This window comes from Mesorhizobium sp. AA22 (assembly GCF_001672375.2).
Taxonomy (GTDB): Bacteria; Pseudomonadota; Alphaproteobacteria; order Rhizobiales; family Rhizobiaceae; genus Mesorhizobium; species Mesorhizobium wenxiniae.
On sequence record NZ_CP048406.1, the window covers coordinates 894030 to 919659 of the forward strand.

The following is a 25630-nucleotide window of genomic DNA, read 5'->3' on the forward strand; positions in this document are numbered from 1 at the left end:
TCTAGAACTGGAGACGCAAAAAAGTGCGCTACGACGTCGTCATCATCGGCGGAGCCATCGTTGGCTCCTCGATCGCCTATTATCTGCGCGAGGAAGGGTTTTCCGGTTCGATCGCGCTGGTCGAGCGCGACCCGCAATTCGCCCATGCGGCAACGACGCTGTCCTGTGCTTCCATCCGCCAGCAGTTTTCAATTCCCGAGAACATCCGCCTGTCGCAGTTCACGCTGAAACTGTTCCGGCGGCTGACGGAAGAGTTTGGAGCCGACGCCGATATCGGCTTTCGCGAAGGCGGTTATCTCATCCTCGCCGGCGAGAACGGACTGCCGATCCTCAAGGCGAACCACGAGGCGCAGATCGCCGAAGGCGCCGACATCGTCCTTGAGGATGCGGATGCGTTGGTGCGTCGCTTCCCATGGCTATCGGCCGAAGGCATCACCGCGGGCGCCTATGGCCGCAGCGGCGAGGGCTGGTTCGACGCGCATGCGATGCTGATGCTGTTCCGCAAGGCGCTGCGCGAGAAAAACATCGATTTCGTCACCGCTGATGTGACCGGCATCGAGCGGCAGGGCGACCGCATCACCAGCGTCAACCTCGACAATGGCGAGCGGCTCGAGGCCGGCATCGTCGTCAACGCCGCCGGGCCGAATGCCGGCAAGGTTTCTGCAATGGCCGGACTGGTACTGCCGGTGGAACCGCGCAAGCGCAATGTCTTCATCTTCGAGGCGCGCGAGAAATATGCCGACATGCCGCTGCTGGTCGATCCGAGCGGCATTTATGTCAGGCCGGAAGGCTCGGTCTACATCACCGGCGGCGCCGAGCCGCAAGAGGGCGACGGCCCCGCCGATCCCGGCGATTTCGAGCCCGACTGGCCGCTGTTCGAAGAGGTGATCTGGCCAGTGCTGGCGACCCGCATTCCCGCCTTCGAAGCGATCAAGCCGACGCGTGCCTGGGCCGGCCATTACGACTACAACACGCTCGACCAGAACGCGGTGATCGGCCCGCATCCGCAGGTCAGAAATTTCCTCTTCGCCAACGGTTTTTCCGGCCACGGCCTGCAGCAGGCGCCGGCGGTCGGCAAGGCGCTGGCCGAGCTGATCGTGCATGGCGGCTACCGCACGGTGGATTGCGCGGCGTTTGGGTACAGCCGTGTCGCAGAGGGGCGGGCGTTTCGCGAATTGAACGTGATCTGAGGCGCCATCGCGTCTATGGCAAGGGCGTTGCCGAGCGCATGGCCCTTAACCGTGTTGTCGAAAATGCACCAGACCTCAGCGCCCGCCGCACTCGCCGCATCCAGCCGCTGCCTGATCGCGATCAGGCTGTCAGTGTCATAGTCCGAGTAATAAATACGCGGCGCGCCATGCAGGCGGAAATAGACGAGGCCCGGCCAGCCGGATGGCGTGGCTGCAGCGGGAACGCGAGCCGGATCGGCTGCCACACGCGCTACACGGAAGCCGGTCAGAAGCGCATCGGCGTCCTGTTCGAACCAGCTCGCATGACGAGGCTCGCAAGCTATTTTCGAGCCGGTTTGCTTTCGCAACAAACCGAAGAACTCCTCGGTGACACGCGGCTCGAAGGACAGGCTGGGTGGCAACTGCACTAGCAGCACAGCGAGCTTCCGGCCTAGGCCTCCGGCCTGCCCGAGGAATGCCCCGATCAGGTCTTCGCAGTCGGCAAGCCGATGCTCGTGTGTCACGGCCCTGGGGACCTTCACGCAGAAGCGGAAATCTTCCGGGACCGAATGCGTCCAACGCTCATAGGTCTCACGGCGGTGCGGCTTATAAAAGGATGAATTGATTTCGACGCCGGCAAGACGGCCGGAGTAACGCTCGAGATGCGCCCCGGATCCCGGGAAAAGATCCTTGTAGCGCGACGGGATGCCCCAACCGGCCGTGCCCACGAAGCATCGATGCTTTTCCATGCTGGAGATGTGGACAGGGCACTGCGCAGGTCAAGGGAGCGGTACTAGGCCGAGACCATGCGGCCGGCGCTCACCTGTCAGCACTATTCCGCGTGCTCGGCCGCTGCTTGGCTCCCGCCGGCAGAAAAATGCGTCCGTCAGCGCTCGCGGGCGAACCAGAACGCGTCGGACATGCGCTTCATGCCGATCCGCTCGTAGAAGCCGACGGCGTCGGGCACGGAAATCAGTGACATGGCGACGGATGGCCCGAGCTGCCGCCGCGCTTCGTCGAGCAGGCCCTTGCCGATGCCGAGCCCTTGCGCCGATTTGCAGACGGCGAGCTCGGAAATATAGCACACCCACGAGAAGTCGGTGATGCCGCGGGCGAGGCCAATCAGCGGCTTGCCAGGCGTATCGAGCCGCGCCGTCAACACCAGATCGGCATTGGCAAGCATCGCCTTCAGACGGACGTCGTCATCGATAGGCCGAGTGACACCGAGGCCGGATTCCACCAGGACCCGGCGGAACTCGGCTGCGTCGAGGCTCGGTTCGCTGGCGTAGAGAACTTTGGGACGTGTTGTCATGCCGGCCAAGGTGCACCATAGGGCGGCGGTTTTGAAGCCGTCTATGCTCCAGGACCAAGGCCAGCCGAAAACAGCCGCCTTTTATTTGCCCGCAGCTTTGTGTAAACCGGGCGCCAACACATCCCCGCAGAGAAAAGAAGACGGGCAAAGACCATGGAAAAATTCACCAAGCTCACCGGCGTTGCCGCGCCGATGCCGATCGTCAATGTCGACACCGACATGATTATTCCCAAGGATTATCTCAAGACGATCAAGCGCACCGGGCTCGGCAGCGGACTGTTTGCCGAAATGCGCTACAAGGACGACGGTTCGGAAAACCCCGACTTCGTGCTCAACAAGCCCGCCTATCGCAAGGCGCAGATCCTGGTCGCCGGCGACAATTTCGGCTGCGGCTCGTCGCGCGAACATGCGCCGTGGGCGCTGCTCGATTTCGGCATACGCTGCGTCATCTCGACCTCGTTCGCCGACATTTTCTACAACAACTGCTTCAAAAACGGCATCCTGCCGATCACCGTCAGCCCCGAGGATCTGGAGAAGCTGATGGACGACGCCTCGCGCGGTTCCAACGCAACGCTGTCGGTCGACCTCGAAGCCAAGGAAATCCGCGGACCGGACGGCGGCGTGGTCAAGTTCGACCTCGACGACTTCAAGCGGCACTGCCTGCTCAACGGGCTCGACGATATCGGCCTGACCATGGAGAAGGCCGACGCCATCGCCTCGTTCGAGAAGAAGAACGCCGAGTTGCGACCCTGGGCCTGAACGGTACGATGAACCCGGCCGCGCCAGGCCGGGTTCGTGTCGGCTGAACGGAGGGACAGTCATGACACGTTCGCTTCTTGCCGGCGCCTGCGCGCTGGCGTGGATTCTGATGCCGGTGGCTGGCGCGCATGCACAGACCGACATGGTGCTCGTGCCGGCTGACGATGCGTCCGGGGCCGCCGACCTGGGCGCGTCGAGCAATGCGGCCCTAGCAGACGATAACAGCCAAGCACCGGTCTTGTTCGAGAGTGGGCAGCTGACCATCTCCCAGCAGGAAGAGTATGGCGAGAAGGTGCTGGCCTATGACGGCAAGCAGCTGGCCAGCAATTACGAGGTGTCCTTCGACAAGATCGTCAAGGTCGGCGCGGTCAACGTCGCGCTGGTCGATGTCGGCGATGGCGGCAACCAGTGCGGCCCGGCCAAGGTGATCGTCTGGAAGCCAGAAGGCGGCACCATCCAGAGCATCACGGTCGAGCAGGATGAATGCGGCGCACCGCCGGCTGCGATCTCCGACAGCGCGATCTATTTCGTGCCCTACCTGCTGCCGGGCGTTTCCAAGCCGGCGCTGCAATGGTCGCCGACGGACGGGCTGACGACTGCCGGCAATCTCACCTATATGCCGGAGCCCGGCACTGACTGGAAAGACGTCGATCCGTCGAAATACGACAACGTCGTCGACGCTTTCCACAATGAAGCCGTCTACAGGCTGGCCGAGACGCTGCTCGGCAAGGAGATGCCCGAGATGGCGACCAGCCTGCTGGTCGGCGGCGGCACCGAGAAAACCGCTTCGGGCGCCTTCTATGCCAGCGGCTGCGTGCCGCACGATTGCGGCGGCAATGACGGCTTCATGGCGGTCGATCCGGCCAACCACAAGCTCTATTTCGCCCGCCGGGGCGACAAGCCCGAGCCGGACGCGTGGCCAGCTGTGAACACGTGGCCCGCCGAGGTCAGGGAAGCGAGGGACAAGGCGCTCGGCTCGCCGAATTAGCGTCTTGCTTCGCGCCTTCGTTCCCGAGGCGGGGCCGAGCGGCGGCTGTCGTACCCTTGGAGCATCAACAAAAAAGCCCGGCGCATGGCCGGGCTTTCCGTCGAACAGAGATTTCTATCAATCGCCATCGATCGCCGTGGCCATGCGGGCGATGGCCTGTTGATAGACGCTCGCGGAATTCCAGCCAGCAATTGCGCCCATATTCGCCTGCGCGCTCGCGCCGGCCCGCCAACCATGACCTCTGAGGAAGTTGGCGGTGGAAGCCAACGCAGTGGCCTTGTCGCGCAGATTTTTGTTGCCAACTCCATATGTCAAAACGTTCCCCGGCAGGAACTGCGTGTGGCCGATCTCGCCATGCGCGGCACCGACCGACGAGGCGCTCAAAGCGCCGCTATCAACCAGCTTCAGGGCTGCAACAGCATGCGGGTAGAAGAACTCCGGGCGGCGGCAATCATAGGCTAGCGTTAAAATGGCGGAGACCGTATTCTGCTTGCCCAAGTAGGAACCGAAGCCGGTTTCCATACCCCAGATGGCGAGCAACACACCCGGCGACACGCCATAGGTCCGTTCGATCTTGCCGAACAGCGCCGCGTTCGACTTCTTCAGCGAACGGCCCTTGGAAATGATGGTGGACGCGCCACGGCGCTTCATGAAATTTTCCACCGAGCCGCTGAAAGCCTTATGGATGGCGCGGTCGACGCCGATCGTCTTTGTTGCGTAGGTCGCGCGAGCCAGAGCGGCCAGACCCTTCGAGCCTACACCGCTGGCCTTTGCTTCCTGCGCGAACTCTGCCTTCCACGCTTCGAAGCCCGCGCCCGTATTGCCGCATTGGGCGGCCTGTGCGCCTGTTGCCGCCGCAAGCATCATCGATGCCGCCGCCGCGAAAATCTTTCCCTTGGCAAAAAATGCCATGTTGCTCTCCTGGTTGCCTGGATCTTGTCCCGAATACGAATTTGCCAGCGAAACGCCCGCTTGTCACTGTTGGAGTGACGTGCGCCCACGTGGACGCAGTACGCTCCAGCACTTTACAATCTGCGCATCGTGCTTTCCGAGAATCGGAACCGATTTTCGAGCCGCCGCGCTAAGAACTCGTTTACGCATCCTCGCCGCAGCGCTGGCGAATGCCGGAGAACTTGCTTACGATCAAGTAATTATTGTGGCGGGGGCTAAAATATTCATGGAAGACGTTGACGTCGTGGTCATCGGCGCCGGTTCGGCGGGACTTTCCGCCGCCAAGACCCTGCGTTCGGCCGGCCTTTCCTTCAAGCTGTTCGAAGCGATGAACCGTATCGGCGGCCGCGCCTGGACCAGCGATCAGCATTTCGGCATTCCTTTCGATATCGGCTGCGCCTGGCTGCACGCGGCCGACCGCAATCCCTACTTTCCGGAGGCGCAAGCTGCCCGCTGGACGCTTCACCATCACGACATGAATGTCGATCATCTCTATTATCGCAATCGAAAGGCGAGCGAGGACGAAGAGGCCGCGATGAAAGCGGCCGATAGCAGGCTGTTCGAGCTTCTGGCGGCGCATGAGGTCAAGGTTGGCGACGACGACCGTCTTTCGGCGTTGCTCGCCAAAGGCCATGCGCCGCGCGCCGCCGCCACCTTTGCCGGGCCAATGGACTTCGGCGCCGACGAGGACGAGATCTCGATCCGCGACTTTCAGGCCGCCGCCGATCTCGATCCGAACTATTTCACCAAGGAGGGGTTCGGCGCACTGGTCGCCCGTTCCGGCGCCGACGTGCCCGTCGAGCTGTCGACGCCGGTGCGGAAAATCCTCTGGGACGTGCCTGGCGTCGCCTGCGTCACCGATCGCGGCACCATCCGCGCCAAGGCGGCCATCGTCACCGCCTCGCCGGCGGTGCTCGCCTTCGAGGAGATCGAATTCTCGCCGGCGCTGCCCGACACACATTTCGCTGCCTTCTTCGACCTGCCGATGGGCATGCTGACCAAGCTGCCGGTCGAAATCAGGGGCACAAGGCTCGGGCTGGCGCCCTTCGACGACCTGCTGATCGAGCGGCTGGCCAGGCACGACATCTACTTCCTTTGCTTTCCCTTCGACCTCGACCTGATGGTCGGCTTCGTCGGCGGCGATTTCGCCTGGGAGATGTCGGCGGCGGGCGAGGCGGCGGGCGTCGACTTCGTCGTCGACCGGCTGCGCGCTATATTCGGCGGCGACGTGCGAAAACATGTCGGGCGCGCCATGATGACCAATTGGGGCGGCGAGCGGTTCGTGCGCGGCGCCTATGCGGCGGCCCGCCCCGGCCGTTCGCAGGCGCGCGCCACGCTGATGCAGCCGGTGGCGGAAAAAATCTTCTTCGCCGGCGAGCATCTGGCCGGTCCGCTGATGCAGACCTGCGGCGGCGCCAGGCTGTCGGGCGAGGCGGTGGCGAGAACGGTCGCCGCCCAGCTAGCGGCAAAATAGCATTGGCAGGAACGCCGGCCGCCGACAGGCGTTTGGGCGATATGCCGCTCCGCACTATATCCGGACCTGATGATTTGAGACCTGATGATTTGAGATTGGGATGAAGCTCTTCGCTTGCCCGCATTGCGGCCACCGCCTCTATTTCGAGAACGCCCAGTGCCTGAACTGCGCCAGCCCCGTGCTGTACGATCCCGAGCATGCGGGCTTCGTGTTGTCCGGCGCCGGCGGCGTTTTCCAGTGCACCAATGCCGACGAGTGCGCCTGCAACTGGATGGCGGAACCTGGCCATGCCTTCTGCCGCGCCTGCGAGCTGAACCAGTTGATCCCGGACCTTTCGGTCGATGGCAACCGCCGTCGCTGGATCCGCGTCGAAGCGGCTAAGAAACGGGCAATCTATTCGCTGCTCGCCGCCGGACTGCCGGTCGTACCCAAGCGGAACGCCGGCGACGAGGCCGGCCTCGCCTTCGACTTCCTCGCCGATCCGATCGGCGGCCCAGGGGGCGCGCGCATCCTGACCGGCCATGACAACGGCCTGATCACACTGAATGTCGCCGAGGCGGACTCGGCCGAGCGCGAAAGACGGCGCGTCGAGATGGGCGAGAACTACCGTACGTTGCTCGGGCATTTCCGCCACGAGCTCGGCCACTATTACTGGGACCGCCTGATCCGCGACGACCCGCAACGGCTTGCCGCCTTCCGCGCATTGTTCGGCGACGAGCGCATCGATTACGAGCAGGCGCTGAAGACCTACCATGCCGAAGGTGCTGTGCCCGACTGGCAGCAGGACCACATTTCCGCCTATGCCACGTCTCATCCCTGGGAGGACTGGGCCGAGACATGGGCACACCACCTGCACATCACCGATACGCTGGAGATGGTGCATGCACTGAATTTCCCGCTCGGCCGACTGGAAACGGTAGAGGCCAACGAGCTGTCGCGCAGCGACACCGGCGGCGAACTGCAACCGGCGCCGTGGGAACCTGCCGCCGTTCCCGAACCGTTCGAAAAGATCCTGGCCCGCTGGCTGGTGCTGTCGGAAGCGTCCAACTCGATCAACCGCTGCATGGGCCTGCCGGACCTTTATCCCTTTGTCATCTCGGAGGTGACAGCACGGAAGCTGGCCTTCGTCCATGAACTGCTGGCTGACGTGAAAGAAACCGGAACAAAACGTGAGCCGGCCGAGGCGTTTTAGCCGGAACGCATGAAGCCCTGTTTCGTTTTCGTTCGTGAGGGACCATCAAAACGGAGCGAAACCATGAACCGCATACTGTTTCCTGCTGTCGCCGGAGCGCTTGTCGCGATGTCGGGTACAGCCTTGGCCGATACCGCTGTCTCGGCTGTCGCCGATCTCAACATTCGAGCCGGCCCCGGCCCGCAATACCCGGTCATCGGCGTGCTCGCCGCCGGCCAGTCGGCAACGCTTGAGGGCTGCATCCAAAACAGCAAATGGTGCACCATAGCCGAGGCCAATGGCCAGGGCTGGATTTATTCCGACTATGTGACGGCCGATTTCGGCGGCAACGAGGTCGTCCTGACCCGGCGCCCGGCCGACGCAGACATTACCATCGTCGAAGCGCCCGCCGACGTCGACGATCCCGACGTCTATACCGGAGCGATCGTCGCTGGCGAGCCGATCGAGCCGATCAGGCGGCCTCCGGCCGAGGTCCGCACCTACATCGAGACCAACCGGGTCGACCCGGTCTATCTCGAGGGCGAGGTGGTTACCGGCGCGACCTTGCCCGATACCGTCGAGTTGCGCGAGATTCCGGACTACGACTACCGCTATGTCTATGTGAACGGTCAGCCGGCACTGGTCGATCCCGGCACCCGACGCATCATGTACGTCGAGCGCTGACATCAGCGAGCAATCAGGCGGCCGCCCGGCACGAGCCGACGGCGGCCGCCTCTGTCCGATATCGTTAACCTGAGTTTTGTGCTGGAGCGGCGTGCCCGCCGCTCCAGCCTTTTGTTCGAGCGTCGGATTTTCCCAAAACCGGTTCCACTTTCGGGTCCGATGCTCTAGACCATGCGACCCCATGCATCAGGCAAGGAGCCCGCGTGATATCAGACCCTGCCGCCTTCGAGCGCTACCGGCATACTCCCAACGCCAAGACGACCCTGCCGCGGCTCCTGCTCGGAACGGCGATCGTCGTCCTGTTCTGGGTCGCGACAACCATCGCCGTGCTGTTCGGCGGCGCCTATGTTTTTGTTATCTGGCAGGCATCGTCTGGCGCCCCGATGGAAGGAGGGGCGGTGCAGAATTTCATGGCCTCGCCCGCCGGGATCCTCGCCGCGCTCGCCTCCTTTGCCGGGGTCTGGCTCGGCCTGTGGGCTGCCATGCGCTGGGTCCATCGCGAGCCACTGACGGCGTTGATCGGTACCAGCCGCCGCGTTTCGCGCTCGGGATTTCTTAGGGGATTGGCCGCGGTGTTGATCACATCGCTGCTCTCCGAGATTCTGCTCTATCTCCTGCAGCCCGAGATTGCGCGCGGCGCGATCGGCCTGTCGTCCTGGCTGCTGTTCCTGATCCCGATCGCTGCGCTGACCTTGCTGCAGACCTCGTCCGAAGAGGTGCTGTTTCGCGGCTATCTCCTGAGGGGCCTGGCCCACCGGTTTCAAAACCCCTTCATCTGGGCGCTGCTGCCAGGACTTCTGTTCACTTCGATGCATTGGAGCCCAAGTTCGACGGCCGCCATCAACGCCTGCGTGCTGGCCTCGATCGCCGCTTTTGCGCTGCTCCTGACGCTTGTGGTCTATGCCACGGGCAATCTCGGCGCGGCATTCGGCGCCCATCTCGGCAACAATCTGACCGGTTTCCTGCTGATTTCGCATCAGCAAAGCTACAATTCCTTCGCCCTGTTCAACGCCAAGCCGCTCGAAGGCCCCGGCTGGACGACGCTTGATGCCGTCCTCATCGCGGCGATCGGCATCGTCTGTAGCCTGTTGACTGTTCTGCTGCTGCTGCATCCGCGCTCGCCGCTGAAGGTCGAGCCGGATATTTCGTACCCCGGCGGCCCAAGCTGATGCGCATCACGCCGGTGGTGCTGCCATAAACCGAACCGGCCCGGTTCAGCGTATTCGGCCCGCGCCTTGACTCCGCGACCGATTTCCTGTCTACACGCCGCGAATTCCGCGACGAGTATCCCTCCGAGCAAGCCGACCGGGACGCCGAAGCCTCTTTGAGGTGACGTGCTGTAAATCGATCCTGGAGGCCAACATCCGGCAGCGCTGTGCGCCCCCGGGTGCTTTTTGGCTTTGGGCTTTACTTGGACACTGGGCGCGAACGCATTACTTCTCGGGCATCATCCGGGTGCCAGGGAAAAGGAAAAAGAATGTTTGAATCGCTGCAAGAGCGTCTTGGTTCGATCCTGAACGGCCTCACCGGCCGCGGTGCCCTGTCCGAGGCCGACGTCTCGGCGGCGCTGCGCGAGGTGCGCCGTGCGCTGCTCGAGGCCGACGTTGCGCTGGAAGTGGTGCGTTCCTTCACCGACAAGGTACGCGAGAAGGCCGTCGGCGCCGCCGTGCTGAAGTCGATCAAGCCCGGCCAGATGGTCGTCAAGATCGTCCATGACGAGTTGGTCGAGATGCTGGGCGCCGAGGGCGTCGCCATCGACCTCAATGCGCCGGCTCCGGTCGTCATCATGATGGTCGGCCTGCAGGGCTCCGGCAAGACCACGACATCGGCCAAGATCGCCAAGCGCCTCAAGGAACGCCAGAACAAGAAGGTCCTGATGGCCTCGCTCGACACGCGGCGTCCCGCCGCGCAGGAGCAGCTCCGTCAGCTCGGCGAACAGGTCAAGGTCGCCACGCTGCCGATCGTCGAGGGCCAGATGCCGGTCGACATCGCCCGCCGCGCCGTGCAGGCAGCAAAGCTCGGCGGCCATGACGTCGTCATCCTCGACACCGCCGGCCGCACCCATATCGACGAGCCGCTGATGGTCGAGATGGCCGACATCAAGAAAATGTCGTCGCCGCACGAAATCCTTTTGGTCGCCGATTCGCTGACCGGCCAGGACGCCGTCAATCTGGCGAAAAGCTTCGATGAGCGCGTCGGCATCACCGGGCTGGTGCTGACCCGCATGGACGGTGATGGCCGTGGTGGTGCAGCACTTTCCATGCGCGCCGTCACCGGCAAACCGATCAAGCTGATCGGCACCGGCGAGAAAATGGACGGGCTGGAGGAATTCCATCCCAAGCGCATCGCCGACCGCATCCTCGGCATGGGCGACATCATCAGCCTCGTCGAAAAGGCTGCCGAAAACATCGACGCCGAGCAGGCGGCGGCGATGGCCAAGAAGATGCAGTCGGGCAAATTCGACCTGAACGACCTTGCCGGCCAGCTTCAGCAGATGTCGAAGATGGGCGGCATGGGCGGCATCATGGGGATGATGCCGGGCATGGGCAAGATGAAGGACCAGATGGCCGCCGCCGGTCTCGACGACAAGATGTTCGGCCGCCAGCTCGCCATCATATCATCGATGACCAAGGCCGAGCGCGCCAACCCCGATATTCTGAAGCACTCGCGCAAGAAGCGCATTGCCGCCGGCTCCGGCACCGATGCGGCCGAGATCAACAAGCTCCTGAAGATGCACCGCGGCATGGCCGACATGATGAAGGCGATGGGCGGCAAGGGCAAAGGCGGTGGCCTGATGCGCGGCATGATGGGCGGTCTGGCGCAGAAGATGGGCCTCGGCGGCATGATGCCAGGGGGTATGGGAGGCATGGGTGGCCCAGGCGGCATGATGGGCGGCGGCATGCCGGATCTGTCCAAGATGGACCCCAAGCAGCTCGAAGCCTTGCAGAAGCAGGCGCAGGCAGCCGGTCTCGGCGGCATGAAGGGCCTGCCCGGTGGCCCTCCCAGTGGGGGTGGCGGCCTGCCCGGGCTGCCCGGCGGCATGAAGCTTCCTGGCTTGGGCGGTGGCGGGCTTCCCGGCCTTGGCAAGAAGAAGTGAGGGCGCCATGAACGAAGAAAAGGACATGGCCGACGCACGTGCGGCGCTGGTCGACTACCGCGCCTCGATCGACAACATCGACGCAGCGCTCATCTACATGCTGGCCGAGCGTTTCCGCTGCACCAAGGCGGTCGGCGAGCTGAAGGCGTCGCATGGCCTGCCGCCGGCCGATCCGGCACGCGAGCAGCAGCAGATCGCCCGCCTTCGCCAACTGGCGAAGGATGCCCATCTCGACCCGGATTTCGCGGAGAAATTCCTGAACTTCGTTGTCCGCGAAGTGATCCGACATCATGAGCACATCGCCGCATCCAACGGCGTAACGAAAACCGGCTGAGGACCAGCCGTAAACCCGGAAATCAGAGTTTTAGGAGAAAAGAAATGCCATTGAAAATCCGGCTGGCCCGTGCGGGCTCGAAGAAGCGCCCCTATTACCACGTCGTCGTCGCCGACGCCCGTTCGCCGCGCGACGGCCGTTTCATCGAGTCGCTCGGCTCGTGGAACCCGCTGCTGCCCAAGGATGGCGAGCGCGTCAAGGTCGACGCCGACCGCGTCAAGCATTGGCTCTCGCACGGCGCCCAGCCGACCGACCGCGTGCTGCGCTTCCTCGACGAGGCCGGCATTGCCAAGCGTGAGGCCCGCTCCAATCCGAAGAAGGCCGAGCCCGGCAAGAAGGCGCAGGAACGCGCCGCACTTCTGAAGAAGGCGCAGGACGATGCAGCCGCCGCTGTTGCCGCCGCGGCAGGCGCGCCGGCCGAGGCGGAAGCCGCGACCGCCGAATAATTCGCTTTCTATCCCCTATGAACGGCGGGCGCTTTGTCCGCCGTTTTGCTGTTCCGTCCGACTTATGATCAATAGCCTTCAGGGCAGCGAGCGATGTAGACGCGCCCATCGCGACCGCGATAGCGGCACCGTCCGGGTTCGGTGGCACGACCGATCAGTGCGCCGGCGAGGGCGCCGACAGCACCACCGATCACCGCCCCTTCAACGTCGTCATCGGCCACTGCGGCGCCGACAGCAGCGCCACCCAAGCCACCGACCGCCGCGCCCTGTTCGGTCCGGGAACAGGCTGCGAGCGAGGTTGCCAATATCATCAGGACTACCAGTTTCTTCATTGTCGTTCCTCTCAAACGGGTTTTTCCGTCCTCGCCGCCACATCTTCTAACTCGCAACCAGGCGATTTGATCCGAAGACAAAGGAGAAGGGCGGCGGCAGACCGCGCCCTCTCCGGCGACGCGACCGCCATCGAACGGCTTTTGAAGCCGCCACTATCGGCTGAACGGGATCAGCGCGCGCACCCTGGGATTGCGCAGGAAAAGGCCGCCCCACAAGATGAAACCGAGATAGACGCCGAACAGTGTGTGCGAAAACAGCGGGCTGCCGATACGTATATGCGTCGCGATGGCGCCACCGAGGTAGGCGGTGAGCAGGATGGCGCCGAGCACCGAGGTGCGCGGCACCGCATAGAGCGCGGTCGAGACCAGTCCGATGATGCCGAGCATGCGCGAGGCATCGGGATCGGCCGGCCAGCCGAGCTGCACCATGGTCTGGGTAACGATATCGAGCGGCGGCAGCTTGATGAGGCCGTCGAAGATCATGAACAGCACGATGAGGGCGCTGAGCCCGCGGCCGGTCCACAGCGCGCCCGGCGTGACGGATGCAGTTTGAGACATGGTCATTGGTCCTCCGGTTGTTTCAAGCGCTGGCCGCTCTTCGCCAGGGTCGAACCAAGGACGCGGCGTGAGGCGGCGATCCGACACGCCTACGGCCTTTTGAGCGCACAGCGCTGCCAGGACCTTGGGAACAAACCCTAGGAGAAATAGTATTTTTCGGCGGGGATCATTTTTGGCGGCGGCTCGCCGAGCGATTCGAACACCGAGATTTCACAAACGCGGCACAGGCCGTCGAGGGCGAGGTCGTTGGCCTCGGTGCCGAACGGGTCCTCGAGTTCCTCCGAGAGCGCGTCGAGGCCGAAGAAGGTGTAGGCGATCAGCGCCGTGAACAGCGGCGTCGCCCAGCCGGCAGTCGAGGCGAGCCCAAACGGCAGCAGCAGGCAGAAGATATAGGCGGTGCGCTGCAGGAGCAGCGTGTAGGCAAACGGAAGCGGTGTTCCCATGATGCGCTCGCAACCGGCCTGCGCTGCGGCGATTTGCGACAGGCGCTCGTCGAGGATGCGGTACCCCATGACGTCGATCGAGCCGGCCCTGTACAGCGCGGCGGCTCGCTCGCCCATCCGCCGCACCATGGCGTCGGGCGGGTTGGCCAGCTTGGCGGCACTTTCGGCCTCTTCGCCGATGAACGCGCGTGCGTCCGATGTTGCGTCCACCCGCCGAAGCAGGCCGCGCAGGAAGTGGCAGAAGGCGATCGCCTCCATCAACATCCCGCGCAGTTCGATGCGATCCTCGATCAGCCCGGTGCTGGCGCGCGCCAGATTGCGAATGTCGAAGACAAGCTGGCCCCACAGCTTGCGCGCTTCCCACCAGCGGTCATAGGCGGCATTGTTGCGGAAACCGAGATAGATGGACAGCGCCACACCGAGTAAGGCAAACGGCGCGGGGCCGGCATCGCCGAAGTCGAGCTTCAGCGCCCCGACCGCCAGCACCACCAGCGCGCCATAGACACCGAAGCCGAAGATCTGCGGCAGGATGCGCGGCACCACCGAGCCGCGCATGATGAAGAACAGATGCAGGAATCCCGGGCGCGGGCGAACGATCATCGAAACCCCTTTCACGGACCGGCAATGATCCTGATCGGCTCCATTGTGCGATGCAATACACCCGCAAGCCCAGCCGCCAGCGACATGGCGATGTCGTCTTGCCGGTTTGAGGGTAGAGCAGAGCCAGAGGCGGTGCCGGCCCGATGTGATCTAACTGAGACGCCGGTGCCGCCCCCCATCCCCCTGCCGGCACCTTCTCCCCGTGAACGGGGAGAAGGGAGCTAACGGCCGGAGGCCGAGCCCGCGACCGCGGGCCGCCGGTTGTCCGGCGCCCCCGCGGAGGGCCCGCCGCGGCAGCGGCGATACGGCCCGTGAGCGATAACTATGCCGCCTTTTTCTTCGGCTGGATCAGCCCGCGCTCGATCAGCAGCTCCGCGATCTGCACCGCGTTGAGTGCCGCGCCCTTGCGCAGATTGTCGGAGACAATCCACATCGACAGGCCGTTGTCGACGGTCGAATCCTCGCGGATGCGCGAAATGAATGTGGCATCTTCGCCGGCCGAGTCCAGCGGCGTGATGTAGCCGCCGTCCTCACGCTTGTCGAGAACCTGGCAGCCGGGGGCATCCCGGAGAATTTCCCGCGCGTCGTCGGCGGTGATCGGCTTTTCGAACTCGATGTTGACGGCTTCCGAATGGCCAATGAACACCGGCACGCGCACGCAGGTCGCCGTCAGCTTGATCTTGGGATCGAGCATCTTCTTGGTCTCGGCGACCATCTTCCACTCTTCCTTGGTGAAGCCGTCGTCGAGGAAGACGTCGATATGCGGGATGACGTTGAAGGCAATGCGCTTGGTGAATTTCTTGACGTCGACCTGGTCGGCGACGAACACGGCCCGCGTCTGCGTGAACAATTCGTCCATGCCTTCCTTGCCGGCGCCGGATACCGACTGGTAGGTGGCGACGACGACGCGCTTGATGGTGGCGAAGTCGTGCAGCGGCTTCAGCGCCACGACCAGCTGCGCGGTCGAGCAGTTCGGGTTGGCGATGATGTTCTTGCGCGTGAACAGCGAAATCGCGTCCGGGTTCACTTCCGGCACGATCAGCGGCACGTCCTGGTCGTAGCGGAAGGCCGACGAATTATCGATGACGACGCAGCCCTGCTTGCCGATCTTCGGCGACCATTCCTTCGAGACATTGCCGCCGGCCGACATGATGCAGATGTCGGTGTCGGAAAAATCATATTGGTCGAGCGCCCTGACCTTCAGCGTGCGGTCGCCGAACGACACTTCCGTGCCCTGGCTGCGCCGCGAGGCCAGCGCCACCACCTCGCTCACCGGAAAGCCGCGCTCTTCCAGTATGTTGAGCATTTCCCGGCCGACATTGCCCGTGGCGCCGACGATTGCAACCTTGAAACTCATCGAAATCTCCTGTCCTCTCCGCTCGGTTTTTGGAGAAAACCCGCCGACCGATGCGGGTTTCAACCCCCGGGCCGGACCCGGGAGAGGGTGGTTAGGCCAAGGGAATCAGACCGTTTTAGTGGTCGTTTTAGCCGTAGTTTTGCTGGAACGAGGAGACGCGCCGACACGCCCGGCCCAATGGTTCGCATTGCGGCCGGGGAGGTCGAATGCAAGAAGCGCCATCAAAAGGCCGCGCATCGAAACTATCCCGTTCGGTGCCGGCTTTTACGCGGTTTGCGCAAAGAGTCAATCGCGACCCGGCGAGGCGGCTTGCCCTGTACAATGGCGGCGGCGCGAAGTACGAACGATTGGATCGTTTGGCTCGTGGCGCTCCTGGCTCTCCTGGCGCTCGCCGACGGATGACCCATTACGGGCACAAAAGAATCCGAATTCCGAAAGAAGCATATGTCCAATTTCGAAGCTATTGTCCCCGCGCTTGCAAAGGCGCTGGAAAAACGCGGCTATGTCGAGCTGACGCCGGTGCAGAAGGCGGTTCTCGAGCTCGGGCAGGCCGATGCGCTGGTTTCGGCGCAGACCGGCTCTGGCAAGACCGTTGCCTTCGGGCTGGCTCTGGCGCCGACTCTTCTCGACGGAGCGGAGCGCTTTTCCCATGCCGCAGCACCGCTGGCGCTGGCCATCGCGCCGACGCGGGAGCTCGCTTTGCAGGTGACGCGCGAGCTCGAATGGCTCTACGAACCGACCGGCGCAGCGATAGCGTCCTGCGTCGGTGGCATGGACATGCGCACCGAACGGCGCGTGCTGGAGCGCGGCGCCCATATCGTTGTTGGCACGCCCGGCCGGCTGCGCGACCACATCACCCGCAATTCGCTCGACATGTCTGAACTGAAGGCAGTGGTGCTCGACGAGGCCGACGAGATGCTCGATCTCGGCTTTCGTGAGGATCTCGAATTCATCCTCGACGCCGCCCCTGCCGAGCGCCGCACGCTGATGTTTTCGGCTACCGTGCCGCGCGCCATTGCCACGCTAGCCAAAGGCTACCAGCGCGATGCGGTGCGCATCTCGGCCTCCGGCGAGGAGAAGCAGCATCTCGACATCGAATACCGGGCGCTGAGCGTAGCTCAGCCCGATCGGGAAAACGCCATCATCAACCTGCTGCGCTATTACGAGGCGAAGAACGCACTGGTGTTCTGCAACACGCGCGCCGCCGTCAATCACCTGACCGCGCGCTTCAACAACCGCAACTTTTCCGTCGTCGCGCTTTCGGGCGAGTTGAGTCAGAACGAGCGCAGCCACGCGCTGCAGGCGATGCGCGACGGCCGCGCCAAGGTCTGCATCGCCACCGACGTGGCGGCACGCGGCATCGACCTGCCCAACCTCGAACTGGTGATCCATGCCGACCTGCCAACCAATCCGGAGACGCTGCTGCACCGAAGCGGGCGGACGGGACGGGCGGGACGCAAAGGTGTCAGCGCGCTGATCGTGCCCAACAGTGCCCGCAGGCGCACCGAACGGCTGCTGCAAAGTGCCGGCCTTGCGGCGGCATGGGCAAGCCCGCCTTCGGCCGACGACGTGCTGCGCCGCGACGACGAGCGCATCCTCGCCGACCCGGTCCTCAGCGAACCGGTGAAGGAAGAGGAGCGCGGCTTCATCAATGCGCTTCTCGAGCAGCACGGCCCCGAACAGGTGGCCGCCGCGTTCGTGCGCTTGTGCCGCTCCAGCCGCTCGGCGCCCGAGGATCTTCTTGACGTCGCGCCGTTCACGCCGTCGGGCGACAAGTTTGCGCGCAGGGACGAGGCGCCCGGCCGCCGCGACGATTTCGGCGACAGCGTCTGGTTCTCGCTGTCGGTGGGACGCCGGCAGAATGCCGAGCCGCGCTGGCTGATCCCGATGCTGTGCCGGACCGGCGGGATCAGCAAGCGCGAGATCGGTGCCATCAAGATGCAGCCTGAGGAAACCTTCGTGCAGATCGCGGCGGATTGGGCTGACCGGTTTCACCAGGCGATCGGCCCCGACCGCAAGCTGCAGAACAACATTGCCGTGAAGCGGCTGGACGGCACGCCCGACCTGTCGCGGGCCGGCTATCAGGAACCGCGACCCGACAAGAAGCCTCACCGCGGCAAGCGGACGTTCGACCAGAATGCGCCCAAATTCGAGAAGCGCACACCGTCAGCCGATCAGCGCGCTGAAGCGTTCGAGGCAAAGCCCTGGGCGGGGAAGTCAGCAAAGGCGAAGTTCGAAAAGACCGGACCCGCCAAGAACAAGAAATCGAAGAAGCGGCCGGCTTAGCGACGTGCCGGCATCGTTGGCTTGTCATAGCCTGCAAGGGGCTGTCTTTCGCTCGATTCAGGTCTGCGCTGCCCCTCATCCGCCTGCCGGCACCTTCTCCCCGTAAACGGGGAGAAGGGCGCTGCGCGGCGCAGACTTCGACGGTTGGTCGTCTCCCAACATTAGTGGGCGTTATCTTTTGTCTGAAGCGATTGCTTCCCCATTTCCGCGCATACTCCCTTGCGATCTGCCGGAACTTTGAACAGTCTGGCGAGACGCGAATGGGGTGGGCAGGACATGCGCGGCGAAGTTCTTCACTATGACGAGGACCAGGGCTTCGGTTTCATCACCGGAGCCGATGGCAACCGCTACACGTTCGCGCGCGAGGATCTGCGTCGAGAAGCGTCGATGGCCAGGGGCACGGCCATCGAGTTCGAGCCGGCTGGCGGACGGGCACGCGACGTTTTTTCGATCCGCGCCCAAACCGCCAGTCCGCCGGCCGCCGCAACCGCCGCCCCGGCTCAAACCGCCAATGCGCCCGGGGCGCCGCAACATTTCGGCCGTTCCGCTGGAAATCGTCCCGCCGCGGCTACCGGATTGTGGGATTATTTCTGGCGGGGCCTGACTGAAAATTACTTCAATTTCGCCGGCCGTGCCCGCCGCAAGGAATATTGGGGCTTCTGCCTGTTCTGGACGATCGCGCTGATCGTGGTCGTCGGCGCCGGTCTCTTCATCGACGACACCATGGGCAATCTCGATGGCAGCGAATTGCCGGTGGTGACGGTCGGCCTTTGCGGAATCTTCCTGCTGGCGACAGCGCTGCCATGGATCGGACTGAACGTGCGTCGCCTGCACGACATCGGCTTGACCGGCTGGCTTTTTCTGGTGGTGTTCCTCCCGACCATCGGCTGGCTGATTATCCTGGTCTTCGCGCTGATCCCGACGCAGGCCCGTGAAAACCAATGGGGTCCGGTGCCGACAGGCGTCGGGATTTAGCCGAAAAGTGTATCTTGCCACTACATACAACTGTAGGTAGCAATAGGCGATTCAGGGAAGGCAATGCGCGGCACAGTGTACCGCTATAGGCAATGGCGGGAGAAAGCCGATCAACGCCCGACCGACACCCGCGTTGGCGGGCATTCTCGCGCCCGAAGAGGTCCTTGAGAAACAGCAGCCGCTCAAGATCAATGCCGGGATTGCGCGATCGCGACCGAGGCACCCCGCAGACATCGCCCTCGACGAAGGCGAGCGCAAAATGCGGATAGGCAGGGCTTTCGTCGCCGAGCCATTTTTTGCAGGCGATAGAGCGCGGTCGGCGTCGAGCGGCGGCAGCCGGTATTGCACCGCCATCTCAAGCGCGAGTGCCGCCGGATCCCGGTCGTCGGCCAGCGGACGTCGACCGCCATGGGTTCAGCCCAGGAACTTGGCGATGATCGCATCGCCCATCTCAGTGGTGCCGACTTCGGTCATGCCGTCGGACAAGATATCCCTGGTGCGCAAGCCTTGGTCGAGCACGGCAGCGATGGCGCTTTCCAGCTGGTCGGCCTCGGCGACCATGCCGAAGGAATAACGCATGCACATGGCGAAGGAGGCGATCATGGCAATCGGGTTGGCGATGCCCTTGCCTGATATGTCGGGCGCCGAACCGTGCACCGGCTCGTAGAGCGCCTTGCGCTTTTTCGTTCTGGCATCCGGCGCGCCGAGCGACGCCGAAGGCAGCATGCCGATCGAGCCGGTCAGCATGGCGGCGATGTCCGACAGCATGTCGCCGAACAGATTGTCGGTCACGATGACGTCGAACTGCTTGGGCCAGCGCACCAGCTGCATGCCGCCGGCATCGGCCAACATGTGATCAAGCTTGACGTCGGCATAGCGCGCCTTCTGGGTCTGCGTGACGACCTCGTTCCACAATACGCCTGTTTTCATCACATTGCGCTTTTCCATCGAGGTCACATGGTTGCGGCGTGTCCGCGCGAGCTCGAAGGCGACGCCCGAAATGCGCTCGATCTCGAACGTGTCGTAGACCTGTGTGTCGATGCCGCGCTTCTGGCCGTTGCCGAGATCGATGATCTGCTTCGGCTCGCCGAAATAGACGCCGCCGGTGAGCTCGCGAACGATCAGAATGTCGAGACCCTCGACCACATCCTGCTTGAGCGAGGAGGACGCCGCCAGCGCCGGATAGCAAATGGCGGGTCTAAGATTGGCGAACAGTTCCATGTCCTTGCGCAGCCGCAGCAGTCCGGCTTCCGGGCGCACTTCATAAGGCACCGCGTCCCATTTCGGCCCGCCGACGGCGCCGAACAGCACCGCGTCGGCGGCCATCGCCTTGGCCATGTCGGCATCCGAAATCGCCGCGCCATGCGCGTCATAAGCGCAGCCGCCGACCAGCCCCTCATCGGTGATGAAGCCGCTACCGAGCTTGTCGTTCATGGCCGCGATCAGCTTCTTCACCTCGGCCATCGCCTCGGGGCCGATGCCGTCGCCGGCGAGCAGGAGAAGATTTTTCGAAGCCATCAGAACCGTCCTAAACTGTGGCGCATGACCCCGAAATCGGAATCGATTTCGGAAAGGATCATGCGCAGAACCAAAATTCTACAGCGTTCCTTTGCGCGTCCAAAAGGACGCGCGGCGCTGTCGTGAGCCGCGGTCTTGCTAAACGCCAAGCGGGCTATGCGCAAGCTCTGGTTCGGAGCATCTTGGCGATCCTCGTGCTCCATCAATCTTGCCGGACAGCGGGGCGCTGTCCAGCCGACATCGCGCAAGCTTCTGCTCCGCCGCCACGCTCAGGCCGTGCGCTTGAGCGCCGTCACTTCGATCTCGATCTTCATTTCCGGCTTGTTGAGCTGGCAGACGATCATCGTCGCAGCCGGCCTGATGTCGCCAAAGGCTTCGCCGAGGATCGGAAAGACGATGTCCACGAAAGCCGCGTCGGTGATGTAGTAATGCGCCCGCACCACATCGGCCATTTCGAAACCGCCGTCCTGCAACGCGTTGGCGATCGTCGCCAGGCAATTGCGCGTCTGCGCCTCAACCGTCTCCGGCATCGACATGGTCGCATAGTCATAGCCGGTCGTTCCGGAAACGAAACACCAGTCGCCCTGTACCACGGCGCGCGAATAGCCGGCGGTCTTCTCGAAGGGCGAGCCGGTGGAGATCAGTTTTCGCATGGTTCCCTCGCATATTCTTGGGGCAATGTTGAGCCGAAGAAGTGTCATCCCGAGTTGTGAATCGACGGTCGATACATTAAGCGCAATGCGCGTGGAAATGTCATGCCGTCGGCTTTCTCGTTGGCGCGGCATTCGATCAGCGCGGCGGAGGTCGAGCGAGGCGGGATCGAATTTCCCCGTCTGGCCGCCGTAGGGCCTGCCAGAAGATCAGCGGAGCCTTCGCGGCCTATCGCAAACGAGACATCGCCTGTCACTTGCCCTTAATGACCTTCCAAACGTCGGTGGATTGGTTGAGCTGGAGGTTGTTTATGTCGGATAAGGTAATTCGTCCGCTGAGCATCGCGTCGACCAGGCGCCGACAGAAGAAGGCCGGCATGCTTTCCTGGGAAACACCCATGAAAGCGGCAGCCTCATGTTTTGCCGTATTGTTCCATGCGGCGACCCGCGCGATGCATCGGTCGAATGCTGCCTTGGGGTCCTGCTTCACACTGTGTTGTCCGGTCTGGCAGCCTGCCAACGCGCCGACCATTGCAGGCAAAATCAAAAAGCTCAGTCTCATTAGCAATCCCCTCCCGTTGCGAAAAGCAGTTTGACAAGATTGCCAAAAGGTCAAGCGAGAAAGCGCCGAGTCTAGTCTTTTGCAGTATATTAGGAGATACAAATAAAGAACCCGGCTTTCGCCGGGTTCTACATGTCCTATTCTGGCTAGCTTTTTCGATTACGCGCCGCCAGCGTCCGCAGCCTCAGCGCATTGAGGCGGATGAAGCCTTCGGCGTCCTTCTGATCATAAGCGCCACGATCGTCCTCGAAGGTGACCAGCGCGTCGGAATAGAGCGTCTTCTTCGACTTGCGGCCGGTGACGATGACGTTGCCCTTGTAGAGCTTCAGCCGCACCGTGCCTTCGACATCTTCCTGGCTCTTGTCGATCATCGCCTGCAGCATCAGGCGCTCGGGCGCGAACCAGAAGCCGTTGTAGATCAGCTCGGCATAGCGCGGCATGAACTCGTCCTTAAGGTGGGCAGCACCCCGGTCGAGCGTGATCGATTCGATCGCCCGGTGGGCTGATATCAGGATGGTGCCGCCAGGGGTCTCGTAGACGCCGCGCGATTTCATGCCGACGAAACGGTTCTCGACAAGGTCTAGCCGGCCGATGCCGTTGTCGCGGCCGAGATCGTTGAGCGCCGCCAGCATCGTCGCCGGTGACAGCTTCTTGCCATCGAGCGCGATCGGATCGCCCTTCAGGAATTCGATTTCGATCTCGGTGACCTTGTCCGGCGCGTCCATCGGCGAGATGGTGCGCTGATGGACGAATTCCGGCGGCTCGCTCCACGGATCTTCCAGCACTTTGCCTTCGGAGGACGAATGTAGCAGGTTGGCGTCGACCGAAAACGGCGCGTCGCCCCTCTTGTCCTTCGGCACCGGGATCTGGTGCTGCTCGGCGAAGTTGATCAGGTCGGTGCGCGACTTGAACGACCAATCGCGCCATGGCGCGATGACCTTGATGTCGGGGTTGAGCGCATAGGCCGAAAGCTCGAATCGGACCTGGTCGTTGCCCTTGCCGGTGGCGCCGTGGGCGATCGCATCGGCGCCGGTTTCTTTGGCGATCTCGACGAGGTGCTTGGAGATCAGCGGCCGCGCGATCGAGGTGCCGAGCAAATAGGTGCCTTCATAGACGGCATTGGCGCGGAACATCGGGAACACGAAGTCGGAAACGAACTCCTCGCGGACATCCATGATACGGATGTCCTTGATGCCCATCATCTCGGCCTTGCGCCGCGCCGGCTCCAGCTCGCCGCCCTGGCCGAGATCGGCGGTGAAGGTGACCACCTCGGCGCCGAGCTCGGTCTGCAGCCATTTCAGGATGATGGAAGTGTCGAGGCCGCCGGAATAGGCGAGCACGACCTTCTTGACGGCTTTTGCTTTTGACATGCTGGGGGACATTGTTGGCGGTTCCGCGACAAGGGTTCTCGGCGGGCGAGGTATCACGCCAATTCCGGCTAGTGCAAGGGACGAAGGGTGCGACAGGCACGCTGGATCAGCTATTGCGCGGTCCAGTCTCTGGCGCAGGCACCCTGCCTGCGCTATAGGCTTCGCCGTCTTACGCCTCCAAAGGCCCGCCCATGTCCTTCATTCCCGACACCTCGACGCTGATCCAGTTCGCCATCGCCACCGTGATCCTGGCGATCACGCCGGGGCCTGATATGACGCTGTTCGTGTCGCGCACGCTGAGCCAGGGCCGCGCCGCCGGCTTTGCCTCGATGGCCGGCGCGCTGTGTGGTACGCTGATCCACACGACGCTGGTGGTGGTCGGCGTCTCGGCGCTGATCGTCGCCTCGCCGGGGGCCTTTCTCGCGCTCAAGGTTTTCGGCGCCGGCTATCTCGTCTTCCTGGCCTGGCAGGCGATCACCAGGGGGTCGGCCTTTTCGCCGGAGAAGAAGAGCGGGCCTGAGATTTCTCTGTTCCGCGCCTGGGCGGCAGGGCTCGGCGTCAATCTACTCAACCCGAAGATCATCCTGTTCTTCATGACCTTCCTGCCGCAGTTCGTCTCCGCCCATGATCCGAACGCGCCCGGAAAGCTGTTCTTCCTCGGCGCGATGTTCGTCGTTTTGTCGATCCCGGTAACAGCGCCGATGGTCTTTGCGGCAGAGAAATTCTCGACGGCGATGAAGGCCAGCCCGCGGGTGACGCGCGGCGTCGACTATTTGTTCGCCGGGGTGTTTTCGGCCTTCGCGCTCAAGATCCTGACCGCCCAGGCGAAATAGGGTTTCCGATTTTGCGCCAGCTTCCGGCCCAGCGCCCGGCGCTCAGCCAGTAGAAAATGCCGCCGACCATGCCGCAGCCTACCACGGCAGCGACGACGCGCGGATCGGTGATCTCGAAATTGGCATCGGCGGTCTGGTAGGCGAAGCCGAGGAAAACCGCAGCGACCACCGCACCCGCCAGCGCGTAGAACAGCCAGTCGCGCCGGCCGAAGATCTCGGAGACGAGGATGGCGATGGCCGCCGGCATGAAGGCGAAATAGGCGACGAACAGCGCGACGAAGGGAACGGAAAACCATAGCGAGGCCTGCGCCGCCGGTTGCGTCTCGTCCGTCATCAGTCCCAGCGACGCCAGAAACATGATGTTGAGGAAGGCGCTGGCCGCCAGCGCGGCGACGGCATAGCCGATCAGGATGACGGCGAAGCGAATGAGATAGGCGACAAGGCGGTTCACGCCTCGCCGTGCCCCGCGATCATCATCGCTTCCAGCGCCAGCCGGTCGACCTTGCGCATGCGCTCGGACTCCGACTTGAGCTGGCCGCAAGCGGCGAGGATGTCGCGGCCGCGCGGCGTGCGGATCGGCGAAGCATAGCCGGCATTGTTGATGTAGTCGGCGAATTTCTCGATCGTCTCCCAATCCGAGCACTGGTAGTTGGTGCCTGGCCACGGGTTGAACGGGATCAGATTGATCTTGGCGGGAATGCCCTTGAGCAGCCTGATCAGCCCCTTGGCGTCCTCGATCGAATCGTTGACGTCCTTCAGCATCACATATTCGAAAGTGATGCGGCGGGCGTTCGACAGGCCGGGATAGGCGCGGCAGGCGGCGATCAGCTCTTTCAACGGATATTTTTTGTTGATCGGCACCAAAAGGTCGCGCAGATCGTCGTTGGTGGCGTGCAGCGAGATCGCCAGCATGACGCCGATCTCCTCGCCGGTGCGGAAGATTTCCGGCACGACGCCGGAGGTCGACAGCGTGATGCGTCTTTTCGATAGGGAAAGCCCGTCGCCGTCGGACGCGATCAGCAGCGCCTTCTTCACCGCCTCGAAATTGTAGAGCGGCTCGCCCATGCCCATCATGACGACGTTGGACACTTTCCGACCCTCGGCCGGCACGATGGCGCCGTCCGGCGTGTCGCGGTCGGGGAAATCGCCGAGCCGGTCGCGGGCGGTCAAAAGCTGGGCGAGAATTTCCTCTGATGTCAGGTTGCGCACCAGCTTCTGCGTGCCAGTGTGGCAGAAGGAGCAGGTCAGCGTGCAGCCAACCTGCGAGGAGATGCAGAGCGTGCCGCGGCCTTCTTCGGGAATGTAGACGGTCTCGATTTCGACCGGCCGGCCGGCGCCGCGCGGCGGAAAGCGAAACAACCATTTGCGCGTCCCGTCGGAGGAAATCTGCTCCTCGACGATCTCGGGCCTGGCGACGGTGAAATGCTTGTCGAGCTCGGCGCGCAAATCCTTGGATATGTTGAACATGCTGGCAAAGTCGGAGACGCCGCGCACATACATCCAGTGCCAGAGCTGTTGGGCGCGCATTTTAGCCTGGCGCTCCGGCACGATGCCTGAGGCAACGAGGGCTGCGCCAAGCTCGGCCCGGGTCAGGCCGATCAGCGACGGTTTTTCGGCCGGCGTGGCGCGGGCGCGCAACGCGTCACGGGCGCCCTCAGTGGTAAGGTCGAATGAAAGGGTCATTGTTGCGCCAATATAAGCGATTTGCGGCCGATTACAGCATCGTGCTGGAAATGAAGCGCGGCGCATAGCACAGGTTGA

General features: G+C 63.3%; 26 protein-coding genes. 13 read left to right on the forward strand and 13 right to left on the reverse strand.

Annotation, left to right across the window (positions count from 1 at the left end; translation table 11 throughout):
- Positions 1-23 precede the first annotated feature (23 nt).
- Complete coding sequence (locus A9K68_RS04205) at positions 24-1190, forward strand: FAD-binding oxidoreductase (protein WP_065007314.1); 1167 nt, start codon at positions 24-26, stop codon at positions 1188-1190.
- On the opposite strand, the gene A9K68_RS04210 is transcribed toward A9K68_RS04205, so the two are convergent.
- Both A9K68_RS04210 and A9K68_RS04215 read right to left on the reverse strand, forming a co-directional pair.
- On the reverse strand, positions 1109-1897 hold the full coding sequence (locus A9K68_RS04210; protein WP_348640703.1) for a DUF72 domain-containing protein: 789 nt from the start codon (positions 1895-1897) through the stop codon (positions 1109-1111). The two genes, A9K68_RS04205 and A9K68_RS04210, sit on opposite strands and share 82 nt — an antisense overlap.
- 158 nt (positions 1898-2055) lie before the next feature.
- On the reverse strand, positions 2056-2481 hold the full coding sequence (locus A9K68_RS04215; protein WP_065007312.1) for a GNAT family N-acetyltransferase: 426 nt from the start codon (positions 2479-2481) through the stop codon (positions 2056-2058).
- Positions 2482-2634: 153 nt separating this feature from the next.
- On the opposite strand from A9K68_RS04215, the gene leuD reads away from it, so the two are divergent.
- Together leuD and A9K68_RS04225 are read left to right on the forward strand one after the other, a co-directional pair.
- The gene (gene leuD / locus A9K68_RS04220) at positions 2635-3240 is read left to right on the forward strand and encodes a 3-isopropylmalate dehydratase small subunit (protein ID WP_065007311.1); all 606 of its coding nucleotides are present in this window, start codon (positions 2635-2637) and stop codon (positions 3238-3240) included.
- Between the two features lie 61 nt (positions 3241-3301).
- The gene (locus A9K68_RS04225; protein WP_065007310.1) at positions 3302-4228 is read left to right on the forward strand and encodes a hypothetical protein; all 927 of its coding nucleotides are present in this window, start codon (positions 3302-3304) and stop codon (positions 4226-4228) included.
- A gap of 117 nt (positions 4229-4345) precedes the next feature.
- Here A9K68_RS04225 and A9K68_RS04230 read toward each other — a convergent pair whose 3' ends face one another.
- On the reverse strand, positions 4346-5140 hold the full coding sequence (locus tag A9K68_RS04230) for a lytic transglycosylase domain-containing protein (RefSeq protein ID WP_065007309.1): 795 nt from the start codon (positions 5138-5140) through the stop codon (positions 4346-4348).
- 265 nt (positions 5141-5405) lie between these two features.
- Between A9K68_RS04230 and A9K68_RS04235 the strand changes: the two genes are divergently transcribed.
- The 7 genes from A9K68_RS04235 to rpsP all read left to right on the forward strand — a co-directional run bounded on the left by A9K68_RS04235 (position 5406) and on the right by rpsP (position 12385).
- Positions 5406-6653: an NAD(P)/FAD-dependent oxidoreductase gene (locus A9K68_RS04235; RefSeq protein ID WP_065007308.1), complete on the forward strand. Its 1248-nt coding sequence runs from the start codon at positions 5406-5408 to the stop codon at positions 6651-6653.
- A gap of 100 nt (positions 6654-6753) precedes the next feature.
- The gene (locus A9K68_RS04240; RefSeq protein WP_065007307.1) at positions 6754-7845 is read left to right on the forward strand and encodes a putative zinc-binding metallopeptidase; all 1092 of its coding nucleotides are present in this window, start codon (positions 6754-6756) and stop codon (positions 7843-7845) included.
- 63 nt (positions 7846-7908) lie between these two features.
- Positions 7909-8508: a DUF1236 domain-containing protein gene (locus tag A9K68_RS04245; RefSeq protein ID WP_065007306.1), complete on the forward strand. Its 600-nt coding sequence runs from the start codon at positions 7909-7911 to the stop codon at positions 8506-8508.
- Between the two features lie 203 nt (positions 8509-8711).
- Entirely contained in the window at positions 8712-9677 is a 966-nt protein-coding gene (locus A9K68_RS04250; RefSeq protein WP_065007305.1) for a type II CAAX endopeptidase family protein, read from the forward strand.
- A gap of 308 nt (positions 9678-9985) precedes the next feature.
- A complete protein-coding gene (ffh, locus tag A9K68_RS04255; RefSeq protein ID WP_065007304.1) occupies positions 9986-11605 on the forward strand; it encodes a signal recognition particle protein in 1620 nt (539 codons plus the stop codon).
- Positions 11606-11612: 7 nt separating this feature from the next.
- Positions 11613-11939 carry a chorismate mutase gene (locus A9K68_RS04260; protein ID WP_065007303.1) on the forward strand — a complete coding sequence of 109 codons (327 nt, stop codon included), beginning with the start codon at positions 11613-11615 and terminating at the stop codon, positions 11937-11939.
- Positions 11940-11983: 44 nt separating this feature from the next.
- Positions 11984-12385 carry a 30S ribosomal protein S16 gene (gene rpsP, locus A9K68_RS04265; RefSeq protein ID WP_065007302.1) on the forward strand — a complete coding sequence of 134 codons (402 nt, stop codon included), beginning with the start codon at positions 11984-11986 and terminating at the stop codon, positions 12383-12385.
- A 68-nt stretch (positions 12386-12453) separates the two neighbouring features.
- On the opposite strand, the gene A9K68_RS04270 is transcribed toward rpsP, so the two are convergent.
- From A9K68_RS04270 to A9K68_RS04285, 4 genes are all read right to left on the reverse strand, one after another.
- On the reverse strand, positions 12454-12717 hold the full coding sequence (locus A9K68_RS04270) for a YMGG-like glycine zipper-containing protein (protein ID WP_065007301.1): 264 nt from the start codon (positions 12715-12717) through the stop codon (positions 12454-12456).
- Positions 12718-12870: 153 nt separating this feature from the next.
- Entirely contained in the window at positions 12871-13281 is a 411-nt protein-coding gene (locus tag A9K68_RS04275) for a DoxX family protein (RefSeq protein ID WP_065007300.1), read from the reverse strand.
- Between the two features lie 131 nt (positions 13282-13412).
- Positions 13413-14318 carry a bestrophin family ion channel gene (locus tag A9K68_RS04280; RefSeq protein ID WP_065007299.1) on the reverse strand — a complete coding sequence of 302 codons (906 nt, stop codon included), beginning with the start codon at positions 14316-14318 and terminating at the stop codon, positions 13413-13415.
- Positions 14319-14640: 322 nt separating this feature from the next.
- Positions 14641-15675: an aspartate-semialdehyde dehydrogenase gene (locus A9K68_RS04285; protein ID WP_065007298.1), complete on the reverse strand. Its 1035-nt coding sequence runs from the start codon at positions 15673-15675 to the stop codon at positions 14641-14643.
- A 444-nt stretch (positions 15676-16119) separates the two neighbouring features.
- On the opposite strand from A9K68_RS04285, the gene A9K68_RS04290 reads away from it, so the two are divergent.
- Positions 16120-17961, forward strand: coding sequence for a DEAD/DEAH box helicase (locus tag A9K68_RS04290; RefSeq protein WP_065007296.1), 1842 nt, complete (start codon positions 16120-16122; stop codon positions 17959-17961).
- A 276-nt stretch (positions 17962-18237) separates the two neighbouring features.
- On the forward strand, positions 18238-18936 hold the full coding sequence (locus A9K68_RS04295; RefSeq protein WP_065007339.1) for a DUF805 domain-containing protein: 699 nt from the start codon (positions 18238-18240) through the stop codon (positions 18934-18936).
- Between the two features lie 414 nt (positions 18937-19350).
- Here A9K68_RS04295 and leuB read toward each other — a convergent pair whose 3' ends face one another.
- From leuB to A9K68_RS04315, 4 genes are all read right to left on the reverse strand, one after another.
- Positions 19351-20454, reverse strand: coding sequence for a 3-isopropylmalate dehydrogenase (gene leuB, locus A9K68_RS04300; protein WP_065007295.1), 1104 nt, complete (start codon positions 20452-20454; stop codon positions 19351-19353).
- A 269-nt stretch (positions 20455-20723) separates the two neighbouring features.
- A complete protein-coding gene (locus A9K68_RS04305; protein WP_065007293.1) occupies positions 20724-21107 on the reverse strand; it encodes a RidA family protein in 384 nt (127 codons plus the stop codon).
- 250 nt (positions 21108-21357) lie between these two features.
- A complete protein-coding gene (locus tag A9K68_RS04310; RefSeq protein WP_065007292.1) occupies positions 21358-21666 on the reverse strand; it encodes a hypothetical protein in 309 nt (102 codons plus the stop codon).
- Between the two features lie 146 nt (positions 21667-21812).
- A complete protein-coding gene (locus A9K68_RS04315) occupies positions 21813-23036 on the reverse strand; it encodes an argininosuccinate synthase (RefSeq protein ID WP_029349459.1) in 1224 nt (407 codons plus the stop codon).
- 191 nt (positions 23037-23227) lie between these two features.
- On the opposite strand from A9K68_RS04315, the gene A9K68_RS04320 reads away from it, so the two are divergent.
- On the forward strand, positions 23228-23869 hold the full coding sequence (locus tag A9K68_RS04320) for a LysE family translocator (RefSeq protein WP_065007291.1): 642 nt from the start codon (positions 23228-23230) through the stop codon (positions 23867-23869).
- On the opposite strand, the gene A9K68_RS04325 is transcribed toward A9K68_RS04320, so the two are convergent.
- Complete coding sequence (locus A9K68_RS04325) at positions 23841-24320, reverse strand: hypothetical protein (protein ID WP_065007290.1); 480 nt, start codon at positions 24318-24320, stop codon at positions 23841-23843. The two genes, A9K68_RS04320 and A9K68_RS04325, sit on opposite strands and share 29 nt — an antisense overlap.
- Positions 24317-25552: a 23S rRNA (adenine(2503)-C(2))-methyltransferase RlmN gene (rlmN, locus tag A9K68_RS04330; protein WP_029349452.1), complete on the reverse strand. Its 1236-nt coding sequence runs from the start codon at positions 25550-25552 to the stop codon at positions 24317-24319. The genes A9K68_RS04325 and rlmN overlap by 4 nt, the downstream gene beginning before the upstream one ends.
- Positions 25553-25630 lie beyond the last annotated feature (78 nt).